Annotated in this window: 17 protein-coding genes; 7 read left to right on the top strand and 10 right to left on the bottom strand. The window is 73.9% G+C overall.

The genetic code is table 11. The features are described 5' to 3' along the window. Positions 1-2: 2 nt before the first annotated feature. Both J4557_RS01160 and J4557_RS01155 read right to left on the bottom strand, forming a co-directional pair. Positions 3-383 (bottom strand): cupin, encoded by a 381-nt coding sequence (locus J4557_RS01160; protein ID WP_208264406.1) that lies wholly within the window; start codon positions 381-383, stop codon positions 3-5. Beyond that, positions 380-1,822, bottom strand: coding sequence for an MFS transporter (locus J4557_RS01155; RefSeq protein ID WP_243775084.1), 1,443 nt, complete (start codon positions 1,820-1,822; stop codon positions 380-382). The genes J4557_RS01160 and J4557_RS01155 overlap by 4 nt, the downstream gene beginning before the upstream one ends. 53 nt (positions 1,823-1,875) lie before the next feature. On the opposite strand from J4557_RS01155, the gene J4557_RS01150 reads away from it, so the two are divergent. Beyond that, complete coding sequence (locus tag J4557_RS01150) at positions 1,876-2,535, top strand: TetR/AcrR family transcriptional regulator (RefSeq protein WP_208264405.1); 660 nt, start codon at positions 1,876-1,878, stop codon at positions 2,533-2,535. 249 nt (positions 2,536-2,784) lie between these two features. Further along, a complete protein-coding gene (locus J4557_RS01145; RefSeq protein ID WP_208264404.1) occupies positions 2,785-3,642 on the top strand; it encodes an esterase/lipase family protein in 858 nt (285 codons plus the stop codon). Between the two features lie 72 nt (positions 3,643-3,714). Here J4557_RS01145 and J4557_RS01140 read toward each other — a convergent pair whose 3' ends face one another. Together J4557_RS01140 and J4557_RS01135 are read right to left on the bottom strand one after the other, a co-directional pair. Further along, entirely contained in the window at positions 3,715-4,854 is a 1,140-nt protein-coding gene (locus J4557_RS01140; RefSeq protein ID WP_208264403.1) for an acyl-CoA dehydrogenase family protein, read from the bottom strand. Positions 4,855-4,914: 60 nt separating this feature from the next. Next, complete coding sequence (locus J4557_RS01135) at positions 4,915-5,565, bottom strand: TetR/AcrR family transcriptional regulator (RefSeq protein ID WP_208264402.1); 651 nt, start codon at positions 5,563-5,565, stop codon at positions 4,915-4,917. 78 nt (positions 5,566-5,643) lie between these two features. Here J4557_RS01135 and J4557_RS01130 point away from each other — a divergent pair, with 78 nt between their 5' ends. Both J4557_RS01130 and J4557_RS01125 read left to right on the top strand, forming a co-directional pair. Next, positions 5,644-6,018, top strand: coding sequence for a hypothetical protein (locus J4557_RS01130; RefSeq protein WP_208264401.1), 375 nt, complete (start codon positions 5,644-5,646; stop codon positions 6,016-6,018). Then, positions 5,999-6,148 carry a hypothetical protein gene (locus J4557_RS01125; RefSeq protein ID WP_208264400.1) on the top strand — a complete coding sequence of 50 codons (150 nt, stop codon included), beginning with the start codon at positions 5,999-6,001 and terminating at the stop codon, positions 6,146-6,148. Before J4557_RS01130 ends, J4557_RS01125 begins: the two co-directional genes overlap by 20 nt. Here the strand turns inward: J4557_RS01125 and J4557_RS01120 are convergent. The 5 genes from J4557_RS01120 to J4557_RS01100 all read right to left on the bottom strand — a co-directional run bounded on the left by J4557_RS01120 (position 6,145) and on the right by J4557_RS01100 (position 10,225). Continuing rightward, positions 6,145-7,398 (bottom strand): aspartate aminotransferase family protein, encoded by a 1,254-nt coding sequence (locus J4557_RS01120; protein WP_208264399.1) that lies wholly within the window; start codon positions 7,396-7,398, stop codon positions 6,145-6,147. The genes J4557_RS01125 and J4557_RS01120 overlap by 4 nt on opposite strands. A gap of 71 nt (positions 7,399-7,469) precedes the next feature. Then, positions 7,470-8,129, bottom strand: coding sequence for a GntR family transcriptional regulator (locus J4557_RS01115; protein ID WP_208264398.1), 660 nt, complete (start codon positions 8,127-8,129; stop codon positions 7,470-7,472). Between the two features lie 16 nt (positions 8,130-8,145). After that, positions 8,146-8,913, bottom strand: a complete 768-nt coding sequence (locus tag J4557_RS01110) for a maleate cis-trans isomerase family protein (RefSeq protein WP_208264397.1) — start codon at positions 8,911-8,913, stop codon at positions 8,146-8,148. A gap of 51 nt (positions 8,914-8,964) precedes the next feature. Further along, entirely contained in the window at positions 8,965-9,726 is a 762-nt protein-coding gene (locus J4557_RS01105; RefSeq protein WP_208264396.1) for a maleate cis-trans isomerase family protein, read from the bottom strand. Between the two features lie 16 nt (positions 9,727-9,742). Continuing rightward, the gene (locus tag J4557_RS01100; RefSeq protein ID WP_208264621.1) at positions 9,743-10,225 is read right to left on the bottom strand and encodes a DUF3830 family protein; all 483 of its coding nucleotides are present in this window, start codon (positions 10,223-10,225) and stop codon (positions 9,743-9,745) included. 260 nt (positions 10,226-10,485) lie between these two features. On the opposite strand from J4557_RS01100, the gene J4557_RS01095 reads away from it, so the two are divergent. Together J4557_RS01095 and J4557_RS01090 are read left to right on the top strand one after the other, a co-directional pair. Beyond that, positions 10,486-11,514 carry a D-2-hydroxyacid dehydrogenase gene (locus tag J4557_RS01095; protein WP_208264395.1) on the top strand — a complete coding sequence of 343 codons (1,029 nt, stop codon included), beginning with the start codon at positions 10,486-10,488 and terminating at the stop codon, positions 11,512-11,514. A gap of 5 nt (positions 11,515-11,519) precedes the next feature. After that, on the top strand, positions 11,520-12,914 hold the full coding sequence (locus J4557_RS01090; RefSeq protein ID WP_208264394.1) for an amidase: 1,395 nt from the start codon (positions 11,520-11,522) through the stop codon (positions 12,912-12,914). On the opposite strand, the gene J4557_RS01085 is transcribed toward J4557_RS01090, so the two are convergent. Continuing rightward, positions 12,901-13,914, bottom strand: coding sequence for an alcohol dehydrogenase catalytic domain-containing protein (locus tag J4557_RS01085; protein WP_208264393.1), 1,014 nt, complete (start codon positions 13,912-13,914; stop codon positions 12,901-12,903). The two genes, J4557_RS01090 and J4557_RS01085, sit on opposite strands and share 14 nt — an antisense overlap. A gap of 161 nt (positions 13,915-14,075) precedes the next feature. On the opposite strand from J4557_RS01085, the gene J4557_RS01080 reads away from it, so the two are divergent. After that, positions 14,076-14,789: a TetR/AcrR family transcriptional regulator gene (locus J4557_RS01080; protein WP_208264392.1), complete on the top strand. Its 714-nt coding sequence runs from the start codon at positions 14,076-14,078 to the stop codon at positions 14,787-14,789. Positions 14,790-14,796: the final 7 nt, after the last annotated feature.

The following is a 14,796-nucleotide window of genomic DNA, read 5'->3' as shown; positions in this document are numbered from 1 at the left end:
CGTCAGCGTCCTTCCTGCCGGGAGCCCCGCCGCAGGGTGATGGACATGATGTCGCTCGGGCCGTCCAGTTCGAGGCGGTGCCAACGGCCCCGGGGGACGATCACGGCGCGGCCCGCGGGGAGCCGGACCATCTCCTCCTCGCCGCCGGGCTCCTCGGGGCGGAAGTACATGCGGACCCCGCCGCCGGCCAGGCAGCAGACCGCCTCCTCGGCGGCCGGATGCACCTCCCAGTGGTCGGCGTGGACGTCCGCGTCGGTCTCGACGTGGAACGTCGCCACCTGCCACCCGCCGTCGTCGGTGGTCATCCGGTGCTCGGCGCTCCCCACCGCGCCGTCCGGATAGAAGTCGAGGGCGAGCGCGAACATGTCGATCGTCTGCGTCATGACGGTGTTCCTTCCAGTCGGTTCTCCGCCGGGGCGGCGGACGGCGCGGACGCGGCCCCCTCCCGGCGGGGGAGGGCCAGTGCCACGAGTGCGGCGAGGACGAACAGGGCCGCGGAGACGGTGAGGCTCAGCGCGTAACCGCCGTTCAGGGCGGACGGCGAGGTCGCGCCGCCGGTGCGGTGGGCGGCGGCCGTGGCGAGAGCGGCGAGGCCGACGCAGCCGCCGAGTTGGCGGGAGCTGTTGAGCAGCCCCGAGGCCATCCCCGCCTCGCGCGCCGCGACGCCGGTGGTCGCGGCGGCGGCGACCGGGGCGAGCACGAGCCCGATGCCGACGCTGCCCACCACCGACGGGCCGAGCACGTCGGTGAGGAAGCCGCCGTCCGGGCTGATCCGGGTGAACCAGGCCAGGCCCGCGGCGGCGAGCAGGCTGCCCGGGACGAGCGCCGCGCGGGGCGAGCGGTTCCCGGCGACCCGGGTCGCGAGCAGCGTGCCGAGGACGACGCCCGCCGAGAAGGGCAGGAAGGCCAGGCCGGTCTCGGCGGCGCCCATGTGCAGCACCTGCTGCATGTAGAGGGAGACGAAGTAGAACGCGGCGAACTGGCCCGCCGCCGCCAGGAAGACGATCAGGTTCGCGCCCGCCACCCACCGGCCGCGCAGCAGGCCGAGCCGGACGAGCGGCGCGCGGACCCGGGTCTCGACGGCGGCGAAGGCCGCGAGGAGCAGGGCCGCGGCGGCGAGGCGGGCGAGGGTCGCCGGGGCCGTCCAGCCGACGGCGTCGGTGCGCACCACGCCGAAGACGAGCAGCCCGAAACCGGCGGTCGCGAGGAGCGCGCCGGGGACGTCCATCCGCTCGCGCGGGCCCGTGCGCGCGTGGGCGGCCACGCCGGCCGGGACGAGCGCGAGGGTGAGCGCGACGAACGGCAGGTTGACCAGCATCACCCAGCGCCAGCCCGCGTACTCGGTGAGCACGCCGCCCGCGAGGACGCCGAGGGCGCCGCCCGCCGCGTTCATCGCGCTCCAGACGCCCAGGGCGCGCACGCGCGCGCGGCCCTCGGTGAACGTGGTGGTCAGCAGGGCCAGCGAGGCCGGTGCCGCGGCGGCGGCGCCGAGGCCCTGGCCGGCGCGCGCCGCGACGAGCTGCCACGGCGCCTGGGCGATTCCGCCGGCGAGCGAGCACAGTCCGAACACGGTCAGGCCGAGGACGAACATCCGGCGCCGCCCGTACAGGTCGCAGGCCCGGCCGCCGAGCAGCAGGAACCCGCCGAAGGCGAGCGCGTAGACGTGGACGACCCAGGACAGGTCGACCGGTGCGAAGCCGAGGGCGGTCCTGATCGCCGGGAGCGCGACGTTCATCACCGCCATGTCGAGCGCGAAGACGAACTGGGCGACACAGGCCGCCGCCAGCACCGCCCGGGGCCGGGCCCATTCTTTTTTGTACATGTATAGAAAGTAACGACGGCGGGCCCGGCTGTCGAGTCCGGGATGATGGGGGCATGCCGCAACCGTCCGCCCAGCGGGGCAGGCCGCCCCGGATCTCCCGCGCCGAGATCGTCGAGACCGCGCGCCGGATCGTGGACGCGGAGGGCGTGGACCGGCTGACGATGCGGCGGCTGGCCAAGGAGATCGGCAGCACGCCGATGGCGCTGTACCACCACGTCCGCGACAAGGAGCAGCTGCTCGTCCTGCTGCTGGACGACTACGCCGCGCGGATGGCGCGCCGGCCCGACCTGCCCGCTGATCCCCGCGAGCGGGTCGTGGCGGCGGCCGCCGCCATCCGGGAGACGCTCGCCGCGTGCCCCTGGATCGCGGAGGTGCTCACGGCCGACGACCTGATGTCGCGGTCGGCGCTGTGGTTCGTCGAGCAGATCCTGGACGGCCTGGAGGAGAGCGGGCTGAGCCCCGAGCGGGCCGTCCACGCGTACCGCGCGATCTGGTACTACACCGCCGGGGAGATCATCGTGCGCGCCGCGGCGGCACGGCGCCGGGACGGCGACGAGCGGCCGACCTACCGCGAGCGGGTGTTCGCCGACATCGACGCCGCCGAGCTGCCCCGCCTGGCGGAGGTCTCCGACCGCTGGGCGGCGCTGACCGCGCAGGACACCTACCTCGAGGGCCTGCGCGCGCTGGTCGACGGGCTCGCGGGCGCACCGTAGTACACGGCCGCGCCGCAGGTCGGAGGGAGTGCGGCGGACCCGGTTGTGAGCCGCCTGACAATTCCCCGGGGCAAGTGGCGAGTCCTGCCACAAGACCGCGCGGAAACGCGGCCGTACCTTGTCAGCACCTCAGCTGATCAGCGCGGCCGCACCCACCCCCGATCTCACGACGATCCGCGGCCGGAACCCGCGTTCCCGCATTCCGGGTTCCGGCCACCTTTCGGCGTGCCCGCTTCCAGGGAGATGAACATGCGTTTCAGGCGACTCAAGTCCTGGGCCGTCATCGCCGCGGCGATCCCCACCGCCGTCGGGCTGTCCGCCGTGGCGGCGCCCGCGGCCCACGCGGAGACGAGCCCGGACGGCGCCAACGACTGGAACTGCAAACCGTCGTTCCTGCACCCGCGCCCGGTGGTGCTGGTGCACGGCACGTTCGAGAACATGGCCTTCAACTGGCAGAAGCTCTCACCCGCGCTGAAGAAGGCCGGATACTGCGTCTACGCGCTCAACTACGGCGGCGCGCAGGACGCCCCGATCCAGGGCACCGGTGAGATCGCCGAGTCCGCGGGCCAGCTGTCGGCGTTCGTCGACAAGGTGCTGGCCGCGACCGGCGCCTCGAAGGTCGACATGGTCGGGCACTCCCAGGGCGGGATGATGCCCCGCTACTACCTGAAGTTCCTCGGCGGCGCGTCGAAGGTCAACAAGCTGATCGGGATCGTGCCGTCCAACCACGGGACGAACCTGGACGGCCTCGTCACGCTCGGCAGCCTGCTCGGCATCACGCAGGCCGTGGTGAAGGCCGCGCCGGCGGCGGGCGAGCAGATCACCGACTCCGACTTCCTGAAGAACCTCAACGCGGGCGGCGACACGGTGCCCGGCGTGCAGTACATCGTGCTGTCCACCAAGTACGACGAGGTCGTCACGCCGTACACCTCGGAGTTCCTGAACGGCTCGAACGCGCAGAACGTGCTGCTGCAGGACAAGTGCGCGAGCGACACCAACGCGCACGTGGGCATCGCGTTCGACCCCGTAATGATCAAGTTCGTGGAGAACTCGCTCGACGTCTGGGGCCCGTACTGGCCCATCGACTGCGGCAACCCGCTCGGCTGACGTTCCCGGAGAGAGGCGGCGCCCGGCGGCTTTCCCCTTTCACCGCCGGGCGCCGCGCCGCGCCCGGCGCGCTCAGAGCCCGAGGCGCTTCGCGACGATCTCGTTCATGATCTCGGTGGTGCCGCCGCCGATGCCGAGGAGGCGGGCGTCGCGGTAGTGGCGCTCCACCTCGGACTCCCGCATGTAGCCCATCCCGCCGTGCAGCTGCACCGCCTCGTGGACGACGTGCTCGCACGCGTGGACGGCGGTGTTCTTCGCGTACGCGGTCTCGGTGAGCACGTCCTCGCCCGCGGCGTGCCGTTCGGCGACCGAGCGGGTGTAGGCGCGCGCCACGTCCACCTGCCGGGCCATCTCGGCGACCTTGTGCCGGACGAGCTGGCGGGACGACAGCGGGCGGCCGAACGTCTCGCGGTCCCGGATCCAGCTCAGCGTGAGGTCGAGGCAGCGCTGCGCGGTCGCGTACGCCTGGACGGCCAGGGACAGCCGCTCGGTGACGAAGTTCTGCACGATCTGCAGGAACCCGCTGTTCTCGGCGCCGATCAGGTTCGCTGCGGGCACCCGGACGTCGGCGAAGGCCAGCTCGGCGGTGTCGGAGCACTGCCAGCCCATCTTGCGCAGCGCCTTGGAGACGGTGAAGCCGGGCGTCCCCTTCTCGATGACGATCAGCGAGATCCCGCCGAAACCCGGTTCGCCGGTGCGGACGGCGGTGGTGACGAAGTCGGCGCGCACGCCGGAGGTGATGAACATCTTGGCGCCGTTGACGACGTAGGCGTCGCCGTCGCGGACGGCGGTGGTGCGGATGCCCGCGACGTCGGAGCCGGTCCCGGGCTCGGTGACGCCGAGCGCGCCGATCTTCTCGCCGGCCAGCACGGGCCGCGCGAACCGGTCGATCAGGTCCTCGCCGCCGGACGCGATGAGGTGGGGGAGGGCGATGCCGTGGGTGAACAGCGACGCGACGACGCCGCCCGACCCGCCCGCCTGGATGATCTCCTCGGCGACGATCAGCGCGTCGAACAGCTCGCCGCCCGAGCCGCCGGCCTCCTCGGGGAACCCGGCGCCGAGGATGCCCGCGTCGGCGGCCCGGCGGTGCAGGGACCGGGGCAGCTCCCCGGCGTCCTCCCACTCCGGCAGCGACGGGACGATCTCCCGCGCGGTGAAGTCGCGGACGAGCTCGCGGAGCGCCGCGCGCTCGGGGGTCTGCCAGGGGGTCAACGCGCCCTCCTCGATGAGAACGAGGTTCGGAATCTAGCAGCCCCCGTCGGGCGGGCGTCCCTACCGGGTGCCGCCCCCGTCCTCGGCGGGGAGTCCGGTGAGCTCGCCGATATGGCGGCGCAGCACCGTCCGCATCTCCTCCGGGCCGGTGCTCTCCGGCTGCAGGACGGCGTGCAGCGTCAGCCCGTCGACCAGTGCGTGCACCCGCGCCGCCTCCGCGGCGATGTCGAGGCCCGGCCGCAGGACGCCGGCGCGGCCGGCCGCCTCCAGCACGCGCACCGCGATCGAGCGCAGGTCGTCGTGCATCTCCCGGGCGAGCGGCCGCAGCTCGGGGCGGGTGCGGGCGCCGACGGAGAACGCCAGCCACACCTCGGCCTCCTCGCGCCGCTCGGCGTCCAGCGGTAGCAGCTCGGCGAACAGCGCCTCCAGCGTCGCCATGTGCTCGGCGGGAGGGGCCGCCGGGTCCGGGACGGCGAGCCCGCCCGCGCGGCGCCGCATCCGCTCGCCGGCCCGCTCGGCGAAGTACCGCATCGCGAAGATCATGATGTCGGCCTGGCCGCCGAAGTAGTGCCGCACGGACCCGATCGCGAGGTCCGCCTCGGCGGCCACGTTGCGCAGCGACGCCTGCTCCAGGCCGTCCCGGCGGGCGACCCGGAACACGGCCTCGGCCACCTCGCGGCGCCGCGCCTCGGGATCGACGATCTTCGGCATGGACCCTTTATAGCACGCTCGTGCTAGAGTGAATTTAGCACGGGCAAGCTAAAAACGAGACCGAGGGGGGAGAGGGGCGTGCAACAGGTGATGGACCTCCTGCTCATCCGGTTCGCGATCATCGTCGGCGGGATCACGCTGCTGATCATCGCGGGGTTCACCACGGCGATCGCGCTGAAGCGGCGGGGCCGGCTCGGCCAGGCCCGGCGGCTGCTCGAACCGGCCGTCCGCGCGTGGGCCGACCGCCCGGCCGACCGGCAGGCCGACCGCCCGGCCGGCCGACAGGTCGGCCGCTCGACCGGCGTCCGGTACGCGGGCCCCGGCGTGTCCGGCGGGCCGCGCGGCGGCGGCCCGTCCGGACTCGGCCGGCTCGCCGTCCGCGGCGCCCTGCACTACCTGGACCGCGCCGAGACCCGCCGGACGGAGGGAACCGGTGATCGTCGCGACCGGTGACGGCGAGCTGCTCACCGAGCTGCTCCTGGACCGTCTGCTCAAGGGCGCGATCGTGCTGGCGGCACTGGTCGTGCTGGTGGTGGTCCTCACGATCGTCTACCGCAGGACCGGGCCCAAGGACCCGCCCTAGCCGGCCGCGCCGGCGACCGCCTTGGCCCACAGCGCGAGGGCGTCGTCGATCTGGGACGCGTCCACCACCAGCGGCGGGATCATCCGGACGACGTTGCCGAACGCGCCGCACGTGAGCAGCAGCAGTCCCTGCTCGGCGGCCGCGCGGTGGGCGCGCTGGGCGGCGGCCGTGTCGGGCTCGCCGTCCGGCGTGCTGAACTCGCAGGCCTGCATCAGCCCGAGGCCGCGCACGTCGCCGATCTCCGGATGGTCGGCCGCGACCTCGCGCAGGCCCTCGTTCAGCCGGGCGCCGAGCACCGCCGCGTTCTCGACCAGGTTCTCGTCCCGGATCACCTCCAGGGTGGCGAGCGCGGCGGCGCACGCGACCGCGTTGCCGCCGTAGGTGCCGCCCTGCGAGCCCGGCCACGCCTTCTCCATCAGCGCCGTCGGCGCCGCGATCGCCGACAGCGGGAACCCGCTGGCCAGCCCCTTCGCGGTGATCAGCACGTCGGGACGGACCGCCGCGTGCTGGTGGCCCCAGAACCGGCCCGTCCGGCCGTACCCGGTCTGCACCTCGTCCACCACGAGCAGGATCCCGTGCCGGTCGGCGCGCTCGCGCAGCCCCTCCAGGAACGCGGGCGGCGCCGGGATGTAGCCGCCCTCGCCGAGCACCGGCTCGACGACGAACGCGGCGGTGTCGGACGCGGGGCTGGACGTGGCGAGCGCGTAGTCCAGCTCGCGCAGCGCGAACCGGGTCGCCTCGTCCTCGTCCCACCCGTACCGGTAGGCCTGCGGGAACGGCGCGACGGCGACGCCCGGCATCAGCGGGCCGATGCCCGCGCGGAACTTGGTGCCCGCGGTCGTGAGGGCGGCGGCGCCCATCGTCCGCCCGTGGAAGGAGCCGTGGAAGACGACGATGTTCTGCCGCCCGGTGGCGTGCCGGGCGAGCCGGATGGAGGCCTCGACGGCCTCGCTGCCGCTGTTGAGGAAGAACAGCGAGTCCAGGCCGTCCGGCAGGACGTCGCCGAGCGCCTCGACCAGGCGCAGCAGCGGCCGGTGCATCACCGTCGTGTACTGGCCGTGGATCAGCGTGCCGACCTGCTCGCGCGCCGCCTCCACGACGCGCGGATGGCAGTGCCCCGTGTTGGTGACGCCGATGCCCGCGGTGAAGTCCAGGTGGCGGCGGCCGTCGGCGTCGTAGAGGTAGACCCCCTCGCCGCGCTCGGCCAGGACGGGGGTGGCCTGCTTGAGCAGGGGTGAGAGCTGAGCCATCGCGTCCTCCGGTAGATTGTCGACAATCTGCACGCTAGGTCGCCCGGGACCGGATGTCCAGGGGACCCCTCCTACGAGGCGCGCAGGCGGTGGATCGAGTCGGTCATGTGCTCCTCGATCAGCTGGAGCAGCCGCTCCTCCTCGCCGTCGCCGATCGCGTCCACCAGCCGGCGGTGCTCCTCGACCAGCTCCGACGGCTCGGGGTAGGTGTCCTGCAGCGCGTTCAGGCACATCCGCGTCTCCACCAGCAGCGTGTGCGCCATCCGCTCCAGCCGCGGGCTGCCGGACGAGCTGACCAGCACCTCGTGGAACGCCTGGTCGGCGTCGCTCATCGCGACCCGGTCCCGCTCGCGCGCCGCGTCGATCAGCGCCTCCAGGGCCTCGGTGAGCCGGGCGACCGCCTCGCCCCGGTTGCGCTGCATGATCAGCTGGCAGGCGGCCCGCTCGATGGCCAGCCGGGTGAGGTAGACGTCCTCGACGTCGCCCTCGTCCAAGGTGATCACGAAGAGGCCGCGGTGCGGCTCGCTGACCAGCAGTCCCTCCTGGACGAGGCGCTGCATCGCCTCGCGCAGCGGGCCGCGGCTGATGCCGAGCCGCGCGGCCAGCTCCGCCTCGCCGAGCTGCGCGCCCGGCTCCAGCGCCCCGTACATGATCGCCGAGCGCAGCTCGTCGGACACGATCTCGACCGTCGACCTGCGCGGGACGGGTTCCAGCTCACCCAACCGGCCCATCGGCGGGCCCCTTTCGTCATAGCTGCCAGGGATCTGCTCCCGGCGCCGGGGCGGGGGCGGCGAACAGCCGGCCGAGCCCGGCGCGCGGCGCGAGCCCGGCCCGGCCGGCGGCGAGCCGCAGCCCTTCCCACACGCTCACCTGGTTGGCGGTGAGCACCGGCTTGCCGACCCGTCGCTCCAGCTCGTCGAGCCAGGCCACGGTGTGCAGCGCGGTGTCGGGCACCAGCACCGCCTCGGCGTCGGGATGGTCGTTGGCCGCGACGAACTCCAGGACCTCGTCGCGGCCGAGGGTGCCGACCTCGGCGGCGGTGACGATGCCCCGGCAGGACAGCGCCACCACCTCGATGCCGGCGTGGCCGAGGAACGCGCCGAACCGCTCGGCGACGTCGGCCGGATAGGTCGCGGCCACGGCGACCCGGCGCAGGCCGAGCGCGCGGGCCGCGTGCACGAACGCGAACGACGTGCTGGACGCGGGCACGCCCGCGGCGTCGCGGACGCCCCGGACCTGCGCGGCGGCGCCGTCCCAGCCGAACACGAAGCTGCCGCTCGTGCACGCCCACACGGCGGCGAGCACGCCCATCGCGCGCAGCGCGCGGGCGCCCTCGCCGAGCACGTCGTCGCCGCCGATGTCCAGCAGCGCGTCCACCCGGTGGGCGTCCTCGCGCATCAGCGTGTGCACGACCGGCAGGCTGACGTCGCCCAGCGCGCGCTCGATCGCGGGGTAGTCGTCCTCGGCGCTGCGGCCGGGGTAGAGGAACCCCGCGGCGGGACCATTGTGCTGCATGTTGTCGACAATCCTAACTTGATCGATCATGCCTTTGCCGATCATGGGACGTCAGGCGGCCGTCGGGCTGCCGAGCTGCACCAGCCACTGCCCGGGACCGGCCGCCGCGCGGCCCATCGCGCGCAGCGCCGAGCACATGGTGACCTGGTTGGCGGTGAGCACCGGCTTGCCGATCATCTGCTCCAGCGGGGCGATGATGTCGTAGGTCGGCACGTTGGTGCAGCTGATGAAGACCGCCTCGGCCTCGGGCCGGTCCACCGACGAGACCGCGCTGACGATCTCGCCGTAGCCGACCTTCCAGATGTGGCTGAGCAGCCCCATCCCGACCGACGACACCACCTCGATGCCGTACTCGCCGAGGAACGAGACGAGCCGCTCGGTGACCGCGTCGATGTAGGGCGTCACCACCGCGATCCGGCCCGCGTTCAGCAGCCGCAGCGACTCCACCAGCGCGCCGGACGTGGTCGCGACCGCGGGCGCGCCCGCCGCGGCCATCGTGCTGTGCAGCGCCAGCTCGCCGGCCCTGCCGCGGATGAAGCTGCCGGACGCGCAGGCGTAGGCGACCGCGAGCGGCTCCGGCGCGAGCACGTCCCGGGTCGCCTGCCGGACGATCGAGTGGTCCGACAGCGCCGAGGCCATCTCGACGGTGACGGGCACCGGGACGTACGGCAGCCGGGTCATGAAGAGCGACACGTCGTCGGGGGTCCACCGCCACAGCTCGCGGTCGAGCGCGAAGTCGAACGGCGCGACCACGCCGATGCCCTGCTGCGCCACCAGCTCGGGCCCGACGACCAGCGTGGGGTCGAATGTCATCTGCGCGGCCACCGCTCTAGGACTCGTGCCGGCGGTAGACCAGGCGCTCGCCGACGGCGCCGGACCGCCAGACGTCGTTGCACGCCTCGGCCATCCGGTCCAGCCCGTCGACGATCGTCGCGTACACGTTGCCGGGCACCCAGCCGACGTCGCCGTTCAGCAGCAGGTTGTTGCGGCCGTAGAAGATCGCGAGGTCGATGACGCCGGGCAGCTCGTGGATGTTCTTCTCCTCCTTGAACGCCCGGTCGAGCATGCCGCCGTGGAAGGAGAAGTAGACGACGTCGCCGGGGATCGGTGTCACCGTCGGGTTCTCCAGCCCGATCTCGTCCTCGGCGAACCGCTCCACCATCGTGTAGACCTCGTTGCGGGCGTACTTGGCGTGGTACGCGTCCCCGCCGAGCGGCAGGGCGCGCCATACCGCCTCGCAGGTGCGCGGCGCGTCCTTCTCGAGGAGTTCGGCGACGCAGGACACGCCGCGCTTCTCCAGTGAGATGGTCATGAGCCTGGGCATGCCGGACCTCCCCGTGGACAGGGGGTGAGCGAGAGCGTCGCCACCCGAAAGGACTCTTGCGTTAGAGCGCTCTGGGACGCGTCCTGGCCTTGGGCAATACGGTTGCGACGGTCTTGCAGCACGATCAGCGCGGCCACCTGGCGGTCCATCCCCGCTGATTGTTGACAATCCTACGAAGCGTTCCTAGCGTGTCAATGCCTCCCGATGTTGCCTTCCCGTAAATTCCGGAACTCCGAAAGTGGCCGCCGATGGAGCCAGGTCCGAACGCGTCCGGTGAGCCGCCCCGCGTGGTGGTGCTCCGGGACGACGTCCCGCCGCCCGGGATGGCGGCCGCCGAGCGCCTCGCGCAGGTCGTCTACGTGCGGAAACCGCAGCTCGCGGGCGCCCTTCCCGGCTGCGACGCGCTGTTCATGTGGGACTTCTGGTCGGACGCGCTGGCGGCGGCGTGGCCCCGCGAGGGCGGTCCCCGCTGGGTCCACATCGCGAGCGCCGGCGTCGACCGCCTGCTCTTCCCTGACCTGGTGGAGAGCAACACCATCGTCACCAATTCGCGAGGGGTGTTCGACGAGCCGATCGCCGAATACGTCCTCGGCCTGGTGCTCGCCTTCGCCAAGGACCTGCCGGCCACCGTCCGGTTGCAGGACGAGCGGCGCTGGCGGCACCGCGAGACCGAGCGGATCACCGGGGCCCGCGCGCTGGTCGCCGGCACCGGGCCGATCGGCCGCGCCATCGCCCGCCGGCTCGCCGCCGCCGGGCTGCGCGTGGCGGGCGCGGGCCGCACCGCCCGCGAGGGCGACCCCGACTTCGGCGTCGTCCACCCGATGGAGCGGCTGCACGACGCGCTCGCCGAGGCCGACTACGTCGTGCTCGCCGCGCCGCTCACCCCCGCCACCCGGAACATGGTCGACGCCGCGGCGCTCGCCCGGATGCGGCCGTCCGCGCGGCTGATCAACGTCGGGCGCGGGCCGCTGGTCGCCGAGGACGACCTGGTCGAGGCGCTGCGCGCCGGCCGCATCGCGGGCGCGGCGCTCGACGTGTTCGTGGACGAGCCGCTCGCGCCGTCCTCGCCGCTGTGGGCCATGCCCGGCGTGATCGTGTCGCCGCACATGTCGGGGGACGCCGTCGGCTGGCGCGACGAGCTGGTCCGGCTGTTCACCGACAACCTCGACCGGTTCGTGCACGGCCGCGAGCTGCGCAACGTCGTCGACAAGCGGCTGGGCTACGTGCGCCCGGACGCCGGGGCCGCACCGAGCCCGTACGCCGGGCAGAGGAGGTAACCGCCATGACGGACGCGGCAGACCTGACCGCCGTCGAGCTGCTGGAGGCGTACCGGGCGAAGGAGCTCTCGCCCGTCGAGGCCGCCGAGGCCGTCCTCGCGCGGATCGACCGGGACGACCCCGAGCTCAACGCGTTCTGCCTGCTCGACCCGGACGCCACGCTGGAGGCGGCGCGGGCCTCGGCCGAGCGGTGGCGGCGCGGCGAGACCCTCGGGACGCTCGACGGCGTGCCCGTCTCGATCAAGGACGTGCTGCTCACCCGCGGCTGGCCGACGCTGCGCGGGTCCACGACGATCGACCCCGCCGGGCCGTGGACGGAGGACGCCCCGTCCGTCGCGCGGCTGCGCGAGCAGGGCGCGGTGTTCGTCGGCAAGACGACCACGCCGGAGTTCGCGTGGAAGGGCGTCACCGACAACCCGCTCACCGGGATCACCCGCAACCCGTGGGACACCGCCCGTACGCCCGGCGGGTCCAGCGGCGGCGCGGCGGCGGCCGTCGCGGCGGGCATGGCGCCGCTCGCGCTCGGCACCGACGGCGGCGGCTCGGTGCGCATCCCCGCCGCGTTCACCGGGACCTTCACCATCAAGCCGACCTACGGCCGCATCCCGCACTACCCGGCGAGCCCGTTCGGGACGCTCGCGCACACCGGGCCGATGACCAACACCGTCGCGGACGCGGAGCTGCTGCTGGACGCCGTGTGCGGCGCCGACGCGCGGGACTGGTCGTCCCTGCCGCCGCCCGCCGACCCGTTCACCGGCGGGGGGCCGCGCGACCTCACCGGGCTGCGCGTCGCCTTCAGCCCCGACCTCGGCTTCGCCCGGGTCGACCCTGAGGTGGCGGCCTCGGTGGCCGCCGCGGCCGAGGCGTTCACCGAGCTGGGCGCCAAGGTGGAGCAGGCCGCTCCGGGCTTCGCCGATCCCGTCGCCGACTTCGAGGTGCTCTGGTTCGCCGGCGCCGCGAAGGTGGTCGAGCACCTCGCCCCCGAGCAGCGGGCCCGGCTCGACCCCGGCCTGCGCGAGATCTGCGAGCAGGGCGCCCGCTACTCGGCCGTCGAGTACCTCACCGCGACCGCGCGCCGCATGGAGCTCGGCCGGATCATGGGGCGGTTCCACGACCGCTACGACCTGCTGCTCACCCCGACGATGCCGATCGCCGCGTTCGAGGCGGGGCTGGAGGTCCCGCCGGGCTCGCCGTCGCCCCGGTGGACGTCCTGGACGCCGTTCACCTACCCGTTCAACATGACCCAGCAGCCCGCCGCGAGCCTGCCGTGCGGGTTCACCGCGGACGGGCTGCCCGTCGGCCTCCAGGTCGTCGGCGCCCGGCACGCCGACGCCCTGGTCATGGCCGCCTGCCGTGCCTACGAGCAGGCGCGGCCGTGGAGGCGGTTCAGCCGAACGTGATGACGGACCGGCCGTGGTGGCGGCCCTCGACCATCGTGGCGAGGACGGCGGGCGCCTCGTCCAGGGTGACCGGGGTGACGTCCGGGAGGATCCCGTGCGCGGCGGCGAACGCGAGGGTGTCGCGCAGGTCGTGCGGGGACCCCGACGGGGTGCCCATCACCCGCACCCGGTTCATCACGAGGAGGCCGGGCGCCACCTCCAGGTGGTCGGCGCCGACGCCGAGGAACAGCAGGGTGCCGTCCGGCGCGACGCCGCCGAGCGCGGCCTGCGCGGGCGCGGTGCTCGGCGTGGTGTTCACGATGACGTCGGCTCCGCCCCAGTTCCGCAGCGCGTCGGCCGGGTCCTGCTCGTCGGTGGCGACGTAGAGTTCGGCGCCCCGGCGGCGCGTCTCGTTCTCGGCGCGGCGCGACCGGGACACCGCGGCGACGCGGGCGCCCATCGCGGCCGCGAACCGGATCGCCATCTCCCCGACGCCGCCGGTGCCGAGCACCGCGACGCGCGAGCCGGCCGTCGCGCCCGCGTGCCGCAGCCCGTTGAACGCGGTGATCCCGGCGCACATCAGCGGCGCCGCGGCGACCGGGTCCAGGCCGGCGGGCAGCGGGGTGACGAACCCGGCGCGGGCGATGTAGTACTCGGCGTACCCGCCGTCGTCGGTGATCCCGGTGACCCGGCGGGGCGCGCCGGTGCACAGGATCTGGTCCCCGCGCACGCACTGGTCGCAGCGCCCGCACGAGCCGTAGATCCACTGGCCGCCCACCGGCGTGCCGGGCTCGGGCCACTCGACGCCCGGCCCGAGCGCCTCGACGACCCCGCTGATCTCGTGCCCCGGCACGGTCGGGAACCGCGCGAACGGGTAGTTCCCGTGCACCAGCCCGACCTCGGAGAAGCACATCCCGCAGGCGGTGACCCTGACGAGGATCTCGCCGGGCCCCGGCTCCGGCACCTCCCGCTCGACGATCTCCAGCGGCTTGCCCTTTTCGGTGAGAACGGCGCTGCGCATCTCGCGTTCCTCTCGTAGACGGGGGCGGCCGGATCGCGACCGCCTGAAAGCAACGATATATCGACTTCTATAGTGACGCTACATCGGAAGGGATCCGACCCTGGTATGCCCACGTCACGCCCGCCTAACGACGCTCGCGAGAGTTCTGTAGCATCGATGTTGTGAGCGCGCAGAAGGACACCGACGGGCGGGACCGCATCCTGCGGGCGGCCGCCCGGCTGATCGCCGAATCCGGCGGCGAGCCCGTCTCCACCCGCGCCGTCTGCGCCGCCGCGGGCGTCGGCGCGCCCACCCTCTACCACCACTTCGGCGACAAGCAGGGCCTGTTCGACGCCGTCGCCGCCCGCGGCTTCGAGGAGTACCTGGCGGGCAAGCGCGCCATGGCCGCGTCCGGCGACCCGGTCGAGGACCTGCGGCACGGCTGGGACGTGCACGTCGAGTTCGGCCTGACGAACCCGGCCGTCTACGCGCTGATGTACGGGACGCCGCGCACCACGCCCGCCGTCGACGAGGCGTACGCCATCCTGCTCGGCCTCGTCGGCGCCGTCGCCCGCGCGGGCCGCCTCCGCGTCTCCGTGGACGCCGCCGCGCGGATGATCCAGGCCGCCGGCGTCGGCGTCGTGCTCTTCCTCATCGCGAACGGCGACGACGGCGGCGACCTGTCCGCCCGCACCCGCGAGGCCGTCCTCGCCGCGGTGACCGTCCCGGCCGGCGCCCGGAGCGAACCGGACCCCCCGAGCGGACCGGACCCCCGCGACACCCGCGCCGCGTCCGCGGTCGCCCTCCGCGCCGCCCTGTCCGCCGACCCGCCCTCCGGCCTCAGCCCCGCCGAGACCGCCCTCCTCGCCGAATGGCTCGACCGCCTCGCCGGCTGACCCGCGT

The sequence above is a fragment of the Actinomadura nitritigenes genome, from assembly GCF_017573545.1.
Lineage (GTDB): Bacteria > Actinomycetota > Actinomycetes > Streptosporangiales > Streptosporangiaceae > Spirillospora > Spirillospora nitritigenes.
The sequence above is the reverse complement of the archived record's forward strand: the minus strand, read 5'-3'. Positions and strand labels throughout refer to the sequence as shown.